This is a genomic window from Winogradskyella sp. (genome assembly GCF_965228925.1).
Lineage (GTDB): Bacteria > Bacteroidota > Bacteroidia > Flavobacteriales > Flavobacteriaceae > Winogradskyella.
In genome coordinates, this window is sequence record NZ_OZ245845.1 from 487,759 (window position 1) to 503,763 (window position 16,005).

Genomic DNA, 16,005 nt, shown 5'->3' on the forward strand with positions numbered 1-16,005 from the left:
GAGCCCTTGATTGAGAATTCTGCAAAAATCATTACAGTAGGAACCTTTGACGGTGTCCATATCGGACATAAAAAAATATTGAATCGTGTTGTGAATCTTGCTACTGCATATAATTACACCCCAACCGTATTGACCTTATTCCCGCATCCAAGAATGGTGCTTCAAAAAGCCGACGATATTAAATTGCTAAATACGATTGATGAGCGTATCGAAATTTTAAAGGCTTGTGGTATTAAAGATGTCATTGTAAAGAAATTCGATACAGTCTTTGCCAATCTTTCGGCAGAAGCTTATGTCAAGCAAATTTTAGTCGATGAGCTCAACACTAAACAAATTGTCATTGGTTATGATCATCATTTTGGTAAAAACCGGAGTGCTAATATTGACGATTTAAAACGATTTGCGGATGTCTATAACTTTAAAGTCGAGGAAATCTCAGCACAGGATATTGAAGATGTCACGGTAAGTTCTACTAAAATTAGAAATGCCTTAAATACCGGAAAGATGGCTATCGCCAATTCTTTTTTAGGCTATAATTATTTTATTACGGGTGAAGTTGTTAAAGGCAAAGGCTTGGGCAGAACTCTAGATTTCCCTACGGCTAATATCTTCATCAAAGAACACTATAAATTAATTCCATGCGATGGCGTTTATGTAGTGAAATCAAAGATTGAAGCGACCACTGTTTACGGCATGATGAATATAGGCACCAACCCAACCGTTGATGGAAAATCCCGTTCTATTGAGGTCCATTTTTTTAATTTTGATAAGGATATCTACGGAAAAGTGTTAAGCATCGAGTTTCTTCATCGGTTGAGAAGTGAGCAAAAATTTGAAAGTCTAGAAGCCTTAAAAAAGCAGCTTCATAGCGATAGAACTAATGCTTTAGACTATATTAAACGCTAAATGAATACATTTTTATTTAAACATATCGACAATTCTGGGCTCATTGTTTTTAGAATTGTCTTTGGATTGCTTTGTTTCTTAGAATCGGTGGGCGCTGTCTTTACAGGCTGGGTAAGACGCACCTTGGTTGAGCCAGAGTTTACGTTTTCATTTATCGGGTTTGAGTGGTTACAACCCTTACCTGGCCAGTGGATGTACGTTTATTATGTCGTTATGGGAATTTTTGGCTTGCTCATTATGGTAGGCTACAAGTACAGATTGAGTATGTTTATGTTTGCCACGATGTGGACTGCTACCTATTTGATGCAAAAATCATCATACAACAACCATTATTACCTACTGTTTATTTTGAGTTATCTCATGGTATTCTTACCTGCAAATAGATATGCATCCTTAGACGTAAAACTCAAGCCTTCTTTAAAGCGTATATCGATGCCTAGTTGGTGTAAATGGATTTTTGTCATTCAGTTATTTATACTTTACAGCTATGCTTCTATAGCAAAGCTTTATCCCGATTGGCTAGACACTTCTGTTGTCGCCTTACTCATGAAAAACAAAGCTAACTACCCTATCATTGGTGATCTGCTACAACACGAATGGATACATTATTTTATTGCCTATGGCGGTATTTTGTTCGATGGCCTTATTATTCCATTATTATTGTTTAGGCCTACAAGAAAGTATGCTTTTTTTGCCTCAATATTTTTTCACCTGTTTAATTCCATTGTGTTTCAAATAGGTATTTTTCCTTATCTATCCTTAGCCTTTAGTTTATTCTTTTTCGACCCTAAAACCATCAAGGATTTATTCCTAAAGAAAAAAGAGTTTTATACCTCAAACGAGGTTATCGTCCCAAGCTATAAAGGGCTATTGATAGGTGTTTTTTCAATTTACTTTTTAATCCATATTGCACTACCATTACGCATCCATTTTTTTGAGGACAATGTCTTATGGACCGAAGAAGGGCATCGCTTATCGTGGAGAATGATGTTACGTGCTAAAAGTGGCACCGCTATTTATACGGTAATCGATGAAGCTACCAACAACGCCATTCCTATTAAACTCGATGATTATCTCACTAAAAAACAGCAACGTGGTGTAAGTACCAAACCCGATTTTATCTGGCAGTTTGCCCAACATCTAAAACAAGATTTTGCCGAACAGGGAAAATCGGTCAAAGTCTATGTTAAGGCCTATGTCAGTGTTAATGGCAAACGTTCGAAACAGCTTATAGACCCTAAAGTGGATTTGGCTAAGGAAGAATGGCATCATTTTAAGCACCACGACTGGATATTGCCTTCAAAATAGTTTTTATCTGCTTAAATTCTTTTTACTTTTGTCCCCTATTTTTCTTATACCTATTGGTGTAAATTCAAAATTTTAGACATGTTACAAGTTGCATTTATAAGAGATCATAAAGATGCCGTTATCAAGGGCCTAGCAAAACGCAATATCGATGCTGCCGAAATGATTAATGAAGCTATTGCTCTGGATGAAGAACGCAGGAGTCTTCAAACTAAATTAGATAATACCAAGGCAGAATCTAATACCTTGTCTAAAGAAATAGGCCATTTGTTTAAATCTGGTGAAGCTCAAAAAGCCAATGAACTCAAAGCGAAGACTACAACATTAAAGGAAACCGTTAAGACCTTGGAGGAAGCGCTTAATGAAAAGGCAGATGCTCTTAAGGAATTACTTTATAAAATTCCAAATGTACCACATACTTCGGTGCCTGAAGGTAACTCAGACGAAGACAATGAGGAAATTTTTAGAGCTGGAGACATCCCTCAATTATTTGACGGTGCACTACCACATTGGGAACTCGCAAAGAAATACGACATTATTGATTTTGAACTTGGCAATAAAGTCACTGGAGCTGGTTTTCCGGTCTATAAGGGAAAAGGGGCTAAATTACAACGGGCTTTAATCACTTATTTTTTAGATAAAAATACCAAAGCTGGTTATACGGAATATCAGCTACCGCATTTAGTCAATGAAGCTTCTGGCATCGGAACGGGACAATTACCTGACAAAGAAGGGCAAATGTATCATGTGACCGCAGATAATTTATATCTCATCCCAACGGCTGAAGTTCCCGGCACCAATTTATTTAGGGATACCCTTTTAAACGAAAGCGATCTGCCTATTGGCATTACAGGCTACACACCTTGTTTTCGACGAGAAGCAGGAAGCTATGGGGCACATGTTAGAGGCTTAAACCGTTTGCATCAATTTGATAAGGTCGAAATCATTAGGGTAGAACACCCCCAGAAGTCTTATGATGCCTTTGAGGGGATGATTGCGCATGTCAAGGACATTCTTAACGAACTGAAATTGCCATATCGCATTCTAAAGTTATGTGGCGGCGATGTCACCTTTGCATCAGCATTGACATACGATTTCGAAGTGTTCTCTACGGCTCAAGATCGTTGGTTAGAAATTTCTTCAGTCTCTAATTTTGAAACTTTTCAGGCCAATCGTTTAAAATTGCGTTTCAAAAATAGCGATGGTAAAAATGAATTGTGCCATACCTTAAACGGCAGTTCATTGGCTTTACCTAGGGTATTAGCTGGAATTTTAGAAAACTATCAAACTGAAGACGGTATTCGAATTCCCGAAGTATTAGTGCCTTACACAGGTTTTGATATGATTTCGTAATCGCTGAATACTAACGGGCAATACTTTATTTGTTAAAAAAAGATGTTTTTTGTCGATTTTTAATGTATTTCTTCGATTTTTTTAATTATTTTTACGATGTTAGTGGTCCCAATCCAAGAACCTAACCTAATTATGAAAAACATAAAACGCATTGTACTTCTTGTTGCATTAGTTGTTATGGTAAGCAAAGTGTTTTTTTAACTTTAATTAGTAAAATAGTAAAACGCCACGACAAAGTAATTGAATCATATTTATAACAAATAATGGTTAATAGCACATTTATTTTGCTGGTCAAAATGCCTAAGCGTACCGTTTAGGCATTTTTTTATAAAAACATTTACAATAACTAGATATTGCATTTGTTATATTTACAAAAAATGCTCTGGTGAAAACATCACTTTTAATTTTAGGTTTTTTGTTAGGTCTCCATTTTGGTTTTGGTCAAAATAGTGAGGTCCTCGCTGATAGTTATTATAAAAAAGGGGAGTTTAAAAAAGCCCTGTTGATCTATGAGAATCTTAACAAGGAAAAACCTTATAGTTATAAATACCTTTACAAGCTTGTAGACACACATCAGCAACTGGAACAGTTAGACGAGGCAGAACACATACTTGTGCAACGCTTGGCAAAACGCAAAAATCCGAGTTTAATCGTTGAGCTGGGTTACAATTTTCAACTTAAGGATAGTCTAGACAGGGCAAATCTGCTGTATGAGGAAGCTATTGCTTATATCGATGAAAACCCTAACTATATTTACAGTGTCGCCAAAAAATTTGAAGACCGTTCCCTATTAGATCAAGCCATTAAAGTGTATGACAAAGGCAAAATCTTAACTCCAGATAAAAATTATAGTATCCAGTTGGCTCGAATTTACGGTGACCAGGGCAATATCGAAAAGATGTTTGAGAACTATATGGATTATGTGGCCTACAGGCCCAATTATCTCAATAACATTAAACGTGCCGTGAGTGACTTCATCTCCGAGAATAAGACTAATGAAAACAATGTCTATTTGAGGCGTTTGTTGCTTAAAAAGATTCAACAAGAGCCAAGTCCGTATTGGTACGAATTATTGAGTTGGTTATACGTGCAAGAGAAGGCTTATAACAAATCTTTTATCCAGGAAAAAGCACTTTACAAGCGTAATCCCGAAAGTTTGGATCGTATTATTGAATTGGCCATTACAGCATTAAATGATAATGATGACGAGACGTCAAAGGCTATTTTTAATTATGTTTTAGAGACAACACAGGATGCGAGTACGGCATTGACGGCCCATCAGTATATTCTTGAAATTGATTCTCAAAATGCGACCTCTGAAAAAGAACTCAACCGTATTGACGCCGCTTATAATGCCTTATTTGATGAGTTTGGGAAGTCAGAACTCAGCTTATCACTTCAACTAGCCTATGGCGAATTTTTGGCCTTCTATCGACAGGATACGGAGAGCGCCACGGCTTTTTTAAGACAAAGCATGACACTGAATATTTCGGAATTTCAGGAAGCCAAAGTGAAGTTGCTACTGGCGGATATTTTGGTGCTTCAAGAACGCTTTAATGAAGCATTGATTTTCTACTCCCAAATTCAACTGAGCTTAAAAAACAGTACCATTTCCCAAGAAGCGCGATTTAAAGTCGCTAAGACCAGTTACTATAAAGGGGATTTCGACTGGGCCGAATCGCAATTAAAGATTTTGAAGTCTTCGACATCGCAACTCATCGCCAATGACGCTTTAGATTTAAAACTCTTGATTTCTGATAATAAATACGAAGACAGTACGCAAACCGCCTTAAAGCATTATGCAAAAGCAGATTTATTTGCCTTTCAAAATAGAACGGATGAAGCCATTGTGCTTTTAGATAAAATTTTAGAAGAACACAAAGGCGAAAGCATTACGGACCAAACCTTGTTTCAACAAGCAAAGTTATTTGAAAAGAAAAAGCAGTATGATAAGGCTGAAGCCAACTACCTCAAGATCATCGCGGACTGGAAAGAAGATATTTTAGCGGACGATGCACATTACCATTTAGCGGAACTTTACAATACCCATTTAGCGAAACCCGAAGAGGCCAAACAACTCTATGAGAAAATCATTTTTGATTTTGAAGACAGCATCTACTTTATCGATGCCCGGAAGAAGTTTAGGATGTTGAGAGGTGATAGTATCAACTAGCTTATAGGTCTGGTGACTGAGGCTCTCGAAGTCACCATTAGCAAATAAAAGCGGCTTCGAGAGCCTCAGCCGCCAAGAATTAACTAAAGTTGAATCCAATAATATACAACGTCACAGTCAATATCGATGATTCAGTTCACGACGAATGGCTCGCTTGGATCAAAGCGCATATTCCAGAAGTCTTGGCCACAGGTAAATTTATAGAGGCGAAGCTCACCAAAGTCTTGGTAAAAGAAGACATGGGCGGCACCACCTACTCTATTCAATACAAGGCGCATTCTAGGGAAGCCTTAGACGCTTATTATGCCCAAGATGCCGAGCGTCTTAGAGGTGATGGTTTAAAACGCTTTGCCGATAAAATGCTAGCTTTTAGAACAGAATTAGAGGTTATTGATGAGTATTCGGTTAATTTCAACTAAGTTTGTGTTACACTGAGTAAGTGCCATCGAAGAATCTTTCGTATTATTCTTATGTCAAACCAAGTCAAAGCTAAAAAACACTTAGGACAACATTTTCTTAGGGACGAAAATATTGCTAAAAAAATAGCAGATACCTTATCGTTAGAAGGCTATGATGATGTTTTGGAAATCGGTCCTGGCATGGGGGTATTGACCAAGTATTTGCTCAAAAAAGAGATCACCACACATGTTATAGAAATCGATACCGAATCCGTCCAATATCTTAAGAATAACTACCTTAATCTCGCTGATAGAATCTACGAAAAAGACTTTCTAAAATACAATTTGACCGAAATCTTTCAAGAAAAACCTTTTGCTATTATTGGCAATTTCCCTTACAACATATCGTCACAGATTATTTTTAAAACCTTAGAAATGCGACAGCAGATCCCTGAGTTTTCTGGTATGTTTCAAAAAGAAGTGGCACAACGTATCTGTTCTAAGGAAGGCTCTAAAGTTTACGGTATTCTTTCGGTATTAACACAGGTATTTTATGAAGCCGAATATTTATTTACCGTGCCACCATCTGTGTTTAATCCTCCTCCAAAAGTAGATTCAGGTGTATTATTGCTTAGGCGAAAACCCAACTATAAGTTACCTTGTGACGAATCACTATTCTTTAAAGTGGTTAAGACGGGTTTTCAGCAACGCCGAAAAACACTGCGCAATAGTTTAAAAGCATTTAATCTTTCCGATAATTTAAAAGCAAATGCTATCTTTGGGCGGCGACCAGAACAATTAAGCGTTTCACAATTTATTGAGCTGACGTCATTGATTGAAAAAGACGAAAACTAAACCCTTTGTCATTGCGAGGACGAAGGACGTGGCAATCTCAACTAATCCTTACTTTTAGTTAAGCAGACTGCTTCTCTACCTTCGCAATGACAGCATTAAATCACGTGGAAGAACTTCAAGACAACATACAATTTCAGCTGACCGATGAGCTTATTGAAAAGGTGGAAATCCTTGTTGAGGATCAAAACGACAAGGAACTCAAAACACTTCTCAGTGAGTTTCACTATGCTGATATTGCTGAAATTCTCGATGAACTCGATCTTGATGACGCCATTTATGTGATTAAGCTTCTAGATTCTGAGACTACATCAGATGTACTTACAGAGCTCGACGAGGACAACCGTGAAAAAATACTTAAAAACCTGTCTGCCAAAGAAATCGCGGAAGAGGTTGAAGAATTAGATACAGATGACGCTGCTGACATTATCGCAGAACTTCCCGAAGAACGCCAAGAGGCGGTCATCTCGCAAATTGAAGATGAGGAACACAAAGCCGAGATCCAAGAATTATTAACCTACGATGATAATTCTGCTGGTGGGTTGATGGCTAAAGAGCTCGTTAAAGTCTATGAGACTTGGACTGTTGCAGGTTGTTTACGACGCATTAGAGGGCAGGCCAAAGAAGTGAGGCGCGTACATTCCATATATGTCGTCGATAAAGCGGAGAAATTAATCGGAAGACTATCGCTCAAAGATTTAATTGTAGCACGCAGTGATCAGAAAATTGCTGAAATCTCCAAAGACAATGTCGACTATGTCAATGTTAATGATGATGCCGAGGATGTGGCAAAGGTCATGGCTAAGTACGATTTGGAAGCCATCCCAGTTGTGGATGATAGCCAAACCTTATTAGGCAGAATTACTATTGATGATATTGTCGATGTCTTAAAGGAAGAAGCCGATAAAGACTATCAGTTAGCAGCTGGTATCACGCAAGATGTCGACTCTGACGATAGCATTATAGAACTCACAAGGGCACGATTACCTTGGTTATTCTTGGGCCTAGTTGGTGGTGTTGGTGCTTTTATCATTATGTATTATTTTGAAGGCTTTCTACCCGAGCAAGCCGTCATTTTGTTTTTATTCACACCGCTAATTGCCGCTATGGCCGGTAATGTTGGTGTACAATCGAGTGCGATTATTGTGCAAGGTTTGGCCAATGATGATGTTAAAGGCAGTATTAATAACCGTTTGATTAAGGAGATGCTCCTCGCCGCCCTTAATGGAGTCATTCTATCCTTGTTCCTTTTTCTGTTTGTTTGGATCTGGACCCAAAAATTTGATTTGGCACTCGCCATTTCCATATCCTTGATTGTCGTAATTGTTGTCGCTGGTTTAATCGGCACTTTTGTACCGCTTTTTTTAGATAAGCGTGGTATAGATCCTGCCATCGCTACGGGTCCATTTATCACTACCAGCAATGATATTTTTGGTATTGTGATTTATTTGTTAATCGCCAAATTAATTCTTGGTATTTAATAGAAATCCTTTTGTAACTTTATTGCATGAAGGCAATAAACATTAAAGACAAGCACGCCATGTTTTCAAAACAGTGGCATCCACATCGTATAGCAACAGTCGATGATATGCAAGTGATCCTTGCGAAAATTAAAGGTGAATTCGTATGGCATAGTCATGAAAATGAAGATGAGTTGTTTCAGGTCGTTAAGGGTACACTCTATATGCAATTTAGGGAGGCGTCCGACGAAGCTGGAAGCGAAGGCGGAATCAGAACTGAAGTGGTTAAAGAAGGTGAAATCATTGTAGTACCAAAAGGTGTTGAACACAATCCATCCACAAAAAATGATGAAGAAGTACATCTTTTACTCTTTGAAAAGCTAAACACCGCTCATACAGGAAATGTCAAACACGAAAGGACCCAAACCGAATATCCTAAGATTTAATTGTTTTATTTGTCATGCTGTCCCGATAGCTATCGGGACAGCATCTCAATAATGTTTAAAAAGGATTCTGAAACATCCCGATAGCTATCGGGACAGAATGACAATTATGAAAATATTACACCTAGATAGCAACCATCCGCTACTGATAAATCAGCTCAATGATCTGGGCTTTACCAATCATGAGGATTACAGCTCGTCAAAATCGGATATTGAAGCGAAAATTTCGGATTATGACGGCATTGTTATCCGAAGTCGTTTTACCATAGACGCATCCTTTTTAGATGCAGCATCAAAACTAAAGTTCATAGGTCGTGTTGGCGCCGGTTTAGAAAATATAGATTGTACTTATGCGGAAGAAAAGGGCGTTCACCTTATCTCAGCACCAGAAGGGAATAGAAATGCGGTCGGCGAACATAGCTTGGCTATGCTCTTATCGCTTTTTAATAAGCTCAATAAGGCAGACCGAGAAGTGAGACAGGGCAAATGGCTGCGCGAAGCTAATCGCGGCTTGGAACTCGATGGAAAAACCATAGGACTCCTCGGTTATGGCAACATGGGAAAAGCTTTTGCAAAAAAACTTAGGGGTTTTGATGTAGAAGTGCTATGCTATGATATCAAAGCCAATGTTGGTGATGCACACTGCAGACAAGTGACTCTAAAAGAACTTCAAGAAAAAACCGATGTGCTGAGCTTACATACACCGCAAACCCCTTTGACCATAAATATGGTCGATTCAAAGTTTATCGATGCTTTTAAGAAATCCTTTTGGTTGATTAATACCGCTCGCGGTAAAAGTGTGGTTACGGAAGATTTGGTAGATGCTTTGGAATCTGGAAAAATTCTCGGTGCTGGATTAGATGTTTTGGAATATGAGAAAGCCTCGTTCGAAAATCTATTTAAAGTGGAAGATTCTAAATTTAGATGGATGCGAAAAGGAAAAAAGACCAATCTGCCTGAAGCCTTTCAATACCTTATTAACGCCGATAATGTATTATTGACGCCACATGTTGCTGGTTGGACGGTTGAAAGCAATATTAAATTAGCCCAAACTATAGTCGACAAAATCAAAGCAAAATTTTGCTAATTTTAAGGCATGAAGAAAACCATTCTTGTTTTTGGATTGCTTATTCTAGCATTATTATTGCTTTTTCAGTTTAGTAAGTACACCATTACTTCAGGTGATCTGAGCACTGAAGTCGTAGTTTCGGTCATTGCCATTATATTTTTCTTTGTGGGTATTTATATCAATAAAAAAACATTGCATTCACATAAAACAGATACCACTGAAATTGATCATGATAAAATAAAAGATTTGGAGATCACCACAAGGGAATATGAAGTTTTACAATGTATTTCTGAGGGTTTGTCTAATAAAGAAATTGGGGAACGCTTATTCCTGTCCGAAAGCACTATTAAAACCCATGTTTCAAATTTGCTTCTCAAGCTGAATGCCAAGCGTAGGACCCAGGCACTTCAAATTGCTAAAAGTCTAAAAATCATTTAAAATCAATACTTTTAGACTAAAGTACCAATGCATTGGTACTTTAGTATGAGCCTCAAAACACCACCTAAAACTACTTTTGCTGTGAACTAAAAATTAAAACATTATGAAAAACACAGTACTTAAATTTGGTAGCTATGGCTTGATATTAGGAGCCCTTATTTTTGGATTAGCACTGACATTTGGAAATGGGCTCAGCTACACCGCTCAAGAAATCATCGGATATGGTTCGATGATTGCTTCTTTATCTTTTGTCTTTTTTGGCATTAAACATTACAGGGATAAAGTCAATGATGGTAAAGTATCTTTTGGGAAAGCCCTAGTATTGGGCCTCTTAATTTCTGCTTTTGTTGGCTTGGGTGTCGGATTGATGGACTATTTGTACACCACAGTTATTAATCCAGATTTTGCGGATGAGTATTTGGTTAAAACATTAGAAAGTTATGATACCTTGTATTCTGGTGAAGAATTAGCCGCCAAAAAGGCTGAATTAACCAAGCAAATGGAAGATTATGGCGGTTCAGGATTTATGGCGGCACTGATGTTTATGACCGTGGTCCTGATTGGATTAATAATTTCTATAATTTCCGCATTGATATTACAACGAAAATAAACACTAAATACACCTCAATTATGCAATATAAAGCTGATTCTCCAGAAGACTACATCAGTCAACTCCCCGAAGAGCGCAAAGCGCCAATGACTAAACTTCATCAACTCATAAAGGATCATATGCCTAAAGGCTTAGAATCTGGTATGGGTTATGGTATGCCTGCGTATTTTGTGCCTAAATCTATTTATCCACCTGGGTATCACTGCGCACCATTTCCGCCTTTACCATTTATAAATATAGCATCGCAAAAGAACTTTATTGCGCTTTATCACTCGGGGTTATATGCCAAAAAAGAGCTTTACGATTGGTTTGTAGCTGAATATCCAAAACATTCTAAATACAAGCTAGATATGGGTAAAAGTTGCGTGCGCTTTAAGAAGGTAGAGGATATCCCTTATGATTTAATCAAAGAACTTCTAGGGAAAATGTCTGTTGAAGAATGGATAGAGATTTATGAAACCGCCTTAAAGAAGTAATGCAATAGTCATTTCGAGTCAAAACGAGAAATCTTAAAATATAATTTAAAAATGATTCCCAGTTTTCATGGGAACAAAAATCAGGATGTCAATTAATAAGATCCCGAAATAAATTCAAGAAATATGAAAAAAAGAGTTACAGGAATCGGCGGTTTATTTTTTAAGACCAAAGATCCGCAAGCATCAAAAGATTGGTATAAAAAACACTTAGGTTTTAACACAGATGCCTATGGTTGCACGTTTTGGTGGAAAGACCAAGACGGAAACGATTGTTCTACACAATGGAGTCCCTTTGCAGAAGACACCAACTACTACGAACCCTCTAAAAAAGACTTTATGTTTAATTATAGGGTAGACAACTTAAAAGCCTTATTGGCGACGTTAAAAGAAGAAGGGGTCACGATTGTAGGGGATATGGAAGAATATGATTATGGAAAATTTGGTTGGATACTGGATAACGACGGGAATAAAATAGAGCTCTGGGAGCCTGTTGACCAAGCTTTTAAATAATTCGTAACTATTTTGTCGTTTCTTCTACTTATATATAAACACTAATTTAAAATGACAGAAGACGATAAAAACTTAGACGATCAAATAAACGACTCAACAGAACCTATTGAAGACACGACGAATACCGTTGATGATACTACTGGAGATAAATCCGCTACTTTAAAAGACAACGCTAAAGAAGCATTTGATGTCGCCAAAGAAAAAGCTGCAGAACTTGCTGAAGAAGCCAAAGAGGTTTTTGACCATGTAAAAGATAAAACGACGGAATTTATTAATGAAGATGCTAAAGAGCTTTTGGGCAGTGCTAAAGAAAAAGCTACCGTATTTGCTAATGAAGCCGGAGAGAAATTAGAGGCCTTTGCTGATACCGCAAAAGAAAAAGCAGCAGACTTTGCAGAAGATGCTAAAGAAACTTATGAAGAAGCAAAAGTAAAAGCTAAAGCGATGGCCAGTGAAGCTGGTGAAAAACTAAGTGAATTTACAGATGTTGCAGAAGAGAAATTGGAGGACTTGGCAGAAGATGCGAAAGAGACCTTCACCGAAACCAAAGAAAAAACTAAAGGATTCTTTAGCAGACTATTCGGTAAAAAATAAGCACATTTTTAGTAACTTTATAATCTAACCAAAACTAATAAAACAATGTCAGACGATAACAAAGATTTAGGCGACGAGCTTAACGATATGATTGGTGATGCTAAGGATAGTGTCAAAAAAGCCGGAGAAAAGATTAGTCAAAAAACGAGCGAATTTGCAGACGATGCCAAAGAATTTGCTGAAGATGCTAAAGAAAAAGCCTCTGAGTTTGCAGATGATGCTAAAGAGGCTGCAGGTGATTTCGCTACTGGTGCTAAAGAAGTTATGAACAACAAGAAATTACTAGCAGGAATATTAGGTATTCTACTGGGAGGCTTGGGTATTCATAAGTTTATCCTTGGCTACAATAAAGAAGGCGGGATCTTATTAGGATTATGGATAATTGGTGCTATTTTAACTTGTGTTGGAATTGGCGTTTTCCTTATTTGGATTCTTGGTCTTATAGGGCTTATTGAGGGAATCATATACCTGACCAAATCTGATGAAGAGTTCTACAACACTTATCAGGTTGGAAAAAAACCTTGGTTTTAAAAGATGTCTTAGAATATTGAAGCCCTAGAATCGCATTCTGGGGTTTTTTATAACCCATAGTTAGCGGGCAAGGTATCTCCCACACGTTGATCGCCCATAGTTCCACCAAAATACACTCCAATTATGGGTGAGTAATTCCCATAAATGTCCACGTAGAATTTATCGACTTCCAATTGTATTTCAGATTGCTGATTTTTATCAAACAATATGGAAACTCTATTCTTTAAAGTGACTTCCTTAAAGTTTGAATCATCCACCGCATTCACGCTAAAATGAGACCATTCATCAACTCTAAACTTTTTATAGAAAATCCAATAGCCTTCCTCTTTTAGATTCTCATTATAAAGCGCGCGCATAAAATGCTGCACAGAACCCTTATAGGCCTTAGCTCTATTCTTTTGAGTTTTCTTTTTTTCACTTCCCTCAAGATCTTTGTAAAACGTGGTTCCTAAAAAGGTCAGTGTTTTCACCACAAATTCGTTCCCAATAGGGTCAACATAACTGAAACTTGCCGTAAAATCTATGAGATCGTATTCAATTTCGTATTTCAACGCCTTGTTCTCAACCCTAATTGGTGCTTTTGCATCGGCATATAAGGCTCTTTTCCTTTTATCATAACGCAAAATAACATCATCTTCATTTAAGATTTTACATGATTTTCCAAACCTCGACGTCCCTAAAAATTCCTTTCGGAACAAACGCAGTTTCTGTTTTCGGGTTAGTCCGTCGTCATATTCCAAATGCACTTCATCCAATGCTACCGAACTAGGCTTTAATGCAATACGCAGTGTGGTTTGATTTCTATAATCGTTAATAATGACTTTCTCATAGCCCAAATAAGATATGACCAAGCTCGATTGAATAGCATCTGAATAACTAATTGAAAATGCACCGCTGTCATCCGTGGTTGTTCCAACGGTCGTATTGTCAAAGTAAATAGAAACGGTTTCTAAAGGCTGATTGGTGCTCGCATCCACAACCGTTCCCGTTAAGGTCTGAGACCAACAAAACACAGGACATAATAAAAAAAACCATAGTTTACTTGTCATGATTATCTGTGAATTTACGCTCTAGCTCGGCCTGGAATTCTTCCATTACAGGCCTAACCGTACTTTCTGGCAAATCGGCTATTTTAATGTACATTAATCCATCCACCGCATTATTAAATAAGGGGTCTACATTAAATGCCACAAGCTTGGCATTTTGTTTAATGTACTTTTTGAGCAATACAGGTAATCTTAAAGCGCCAGGTTCTACTTCATCAATGATCTTATCGAATTTATTTAAATCCGCTTCGGTAGCATCAAAAACAAAATCCTTATCGGCATCTTTTAATTTTACTTTAAACTCTTTTTTAGGGTGCACATACTGCGCCACATACGGATCATAGTAGTGTGATTTCATAAACTCAATCATCAAACTCTTAGAAAAGTTAGAGAATTGGTTACTAATACTAACACCACCTATTAAATATTGATGTTCTGGATAACGCAATGTGGTATGCACGATTCCCTTCCAGAGTAAAAAAAGCGGCATTGGCTTTTGTTGATATTCCTTAATAATAAAGGCACGTCCCATTTCAATGGACTGACTCATCATTTTATAAAGTTCTGGCTCAAATCGGAATAAATCCTGAAGATAAAAACCATTGATACCAAAACGCGCAAATATTTGAGAACCCAATCCCATTCTATAAGCTCCGGCGATTACGTTTTTGTCCGTGTCCCACAAAAACATGTGATGGTAGTAGGTGTCAAACGTATCTAAGTCTATAGCTTCGTTGGTTCCTTCTCCGACTTCTCTAAAGGTAATTTCCCGTAGGCGTCCCAATTCCCTTAAAATATTTGGCATGTTCTTAGCTGACGCCAAATACACTTCATAATTTTTACTTACTAATAACCTGCAATCTTTTTTTCTCAAGCCTTCAACCTCAGACATCATCACCTTAGTATCGATTGGAGTTACGATGCGCTTGGCCTGTTTTGGAACCTTTACCGTAGATTTAAGATTGTCTAATATCTTTGATTTATCCTCAAAACTCTTAGAGAGCATATAGGTCTTTCGTCTTAGAAAATCTGAAAAATCTGGCAAGGCCTCGTGCTCTTTTTGATCCTTAACATTAATTGGTCGCCCTATCCTTACCTTAATGGTTCGTCGCTTTTGCGTTAGTAATTCTGAAGGCAATTTTGCTGTTCTTAGCGTATCGCTGATTTTAGATAAGCGGTAAAACAATCTGCTATTTTTAGCATGGAAATAAATAGGAACTACCGGGACTTCTGCCTTTTTTATGAGCTTCATAGCCGCTTCTTCCCATGGTTTATCCACCACTAGTTTTCCATCTTTATACGTAGAGACTTCACCAGCGGGGAAGACGCCTAACGGATGCCCTTCCTTTAAATGCATAATGGCATTTTTAAAACCTGTTATGCTGCTTTTTACATCCTTTCGGTCTTCAAAAGGATTCACCGGCATAACATAAGGTTTTAGAGGTTCTATTCTGTGCAATAGAAAATTAGCGATAATCTTAAAGTCCTGACGTTGCTCCAACATCAACTTTAGTAAGAGAATCCCATCAATACCTCCTAGTGGGTGATTAGAAATTGTAATATAGGCACCATCTTTAGGCAGACGTTTTAAATCTTCTTGTGGAATTTCGAATTTTATCTGAAAATCATCCAATAAGGCGTTTAGAAAATCAAGATCCGAGAGGTGTTTGTTGCGTTTATAAATCTTGTTAATAGTAGAAATTTTAAGGACTTTCATTAATATCCAGCCAAAAAATGTCCCCAAAAAACCATACTTGTCTGCATGAATAGCCTTCGCAACCTCCTTTGCTGTGACTAACCCTGTATCAGACGATTTCCCCATAAAACAAATGTAGTAAAAT

At 37.6% G+C, this 16,005-nt stretch carries 17 protein-coding genes; 15 read left to right on the forward strand and 2 right to left on the reverse strand.

Annotated features, from left to right (window positions below; all coding sequences use genetic code 11):
- Positions 1-6 precede the first annotated feature (6 nt).
- From ACO052_RS01780 to ACO052_RS01850, 15 genes are all read left to right on the forward strand, one after another.
- Positions 7-906 (forward strand): bifunctional riboflavin kinase/FAD synthetase, encoded by a 900-nt coding sequence (locus ACO052_RS01780; RefSeq protein ID WP_422106300.1) that lies wholly within the window; start codon positions 7-9, stop codon positions 904-906.
- Positions 907-2,214, forward strand: a complete 1,308-nt coding sequence (locus ACO052_RS01785; RefSeq protein WP_422106301.1) for an HTTM domain-containing protein — start codon at positions 907-909, stop codon at positions 2,212-2,214. It begins immediately after the preceding gene.
- Positions 2,215-2,292: 78 nt separating this feature from the next.
- On the forward strand, positions 2,293-3,564 hold the full coding sequence (gene serS / locus ACO052_RS01790; protein WP_422106302.1) for a serine--tRNA ligase: 1,272 nt from the start codon (positions 2,293-2,295) through the stop codon (positions 3,562-3,564).
- 385 nt (positions 3,565-3,949) lie between these two features.
- Positions 3,950-5,737: a hypothetical protein gene (locus tag ACO052_RS01795; protein WP_422106303.1), complete on the forward strand. Its 1,788-nt coding sequence runs from the start codon at positions 3,950-3,952 to the stop codon at positions 5,735-5,737.
- Between the two features lie 89 nt (positions 5,738-5,826).
- A complete protein-coding gene (locus tag ACO052_RS01800) occupies positions 5,827-6,156 on the forward strand; it encodes a DUF4286 family protein (protein WP_422106304.1) in 330 nt (109 codons plus the stop codon).
- Between the two features lie 51 nt (positions 6,157-6,207).
- Positions 6,208-6,990, forward strand: coding sequence for a 16S rRNA (adenine(1518)-N(6)/adenine(1519)-N(6))-dimethyltransferase RsmA (gene rsmA, locus ACO052_RS01805; protein ID WP_422106305.1), 783 nt, complete (start codon positions 6,208-6,210; stop codon positions 6,988-6,990).
- A gap of 86 nt (positions 6,991-7,076) precedes the next feature.
- A complete protein-coding gene (gene mgtE / locus ACO052_RS01810) occupies positions 7,077-8,468 on the forward strand; it encodes a magnesium transporter (protein WP_422106306.1) in 1,392 nt (463 codons plus the stop codon).
- Between the two features lie 26 nt (positions 8,469-8,494).
- Positions 8,495-8,893: a cupin domain-containing protein gene (locus ACO052_RS01815; protein WP_422106307.1), complete on the forward strand. Its 399-nt coding sequence runs from the start codon at positions 8,495-8,497 to the stop codon at positions 8,891-8,893.
- A gap of 106 nt (positions 8,894-8,999) precedes the next feature.
- Positions 9,000-9,977 carry a 2-hydroxyacid dehydrogenase gene (locus tag ACO052_RS01820; protein ID WP_422106308.1) on the forward strand — a complete coding sequence of 326 codons (978 nt, stop codon included), beginning with the start codon at positions 9,000-9,002 and terminating at the stop codon, positions 9,975-9,977.
- Positions 9,978-9,986: 9 nt separating this feature from the next.
- On the forward strand, positions 9,987-10,397 hold the full coding sequence (locus ACO052_RS01825; protein ID WP_422106309.1) for a response regulator transcription factor: 411 nt from the start codon (positions 9,987-9,989) through the stop codon (positions 10,395-10,397).
- A 103-nt stretch (positions 10,398-10,500) separates the two neighbouring features.
- Positions 10,501-11,007 carry a DUF4199 domain-containing protein gene (locus ACO052_RS01830; RefSeq protein ID WP_422106310.1) on the forward strand — a complete coding sequence of 169 codons (507 nt, stop codon included), beginning with the start codon at positions 10,501-10,503 and terminating at the stop codon, positions 11,005-11,007.
- Positions 11,008-11,027: 20 nt separating this feature from the next.
- Complete coding sequence (locus ACO052_RS01835) at positions 11,028-11,483, forward strand: DUF1801 domain-containing protein (protein WP_422106311.1); 456 nt, start codon at positions 11,028-11,030, stop codon at positions 11,481-11,483.
- A gap of 123 nt (positions 11,484-11,606) precedes the next feature.
- Entirely contained in the window at positions 11,607-11,993 is a 387-nt protein-coding gene (locus tag ACO052_RS01840; RefSeq protein WP_422106312.1) for a VOC family protein, read from the forward strand.
- Between the two features lie 51 nt (positions 11,994-12,044).
- A complete protein-coding gene (locus ACO052_RS01845; protein WP_422106313.1) occupies positions 12,045-12,587 on the forward strand; it encodes a hypothetical protein in 543 nt (180 codons plus the stop codon).
- Between the two features lie 45 nt (positions 12,588-12,632).
- Positions 12,633-13,118: a hypothetical protein gene (locus ACO052_RS01850; RefSeq protein WP_422106315.1), complete on the forward strand. Its 486-nt coding sequence runs from the start codon at positions 12,633-12,635 to the stop codon at positions 13,116-13,118.
- Between the two features lie 47 nt (positions 13,119-13,165).
- Here ACO052_RS01850 and ACO052_RS01855 read toward each other — a convergent pair whose 3' ends face one another.
- Complete coding sequence (locus ACO052_RS01855) at positions 13,166-14,167, reverse strand: carboxypeptidase-like regulatory domain-containing protein (RefSeq protein ID WP_422106316.1); 1,002 nt, start codon at positions 14,165-14,167, stop codon at positions 13,166-13,168.
- Positions 14,157-15,986: a GNAT family N-acyltransferase gene (locus ACO052_RS01860; protein WP_422106318.1), complete on the reverse strand. Its 1,830-nt coding sequence runs from the start codon at positions 15,984-15,986 to the stop codon at positions 14,157-14,159. Before ACO052_RS01860 ends, ACO052_RS01855 begins: the two co-directional genes overlap by 11 nt.
- Between the last annotated feature and the right edge of the window lie 19 nt (positions 15,987-16,005).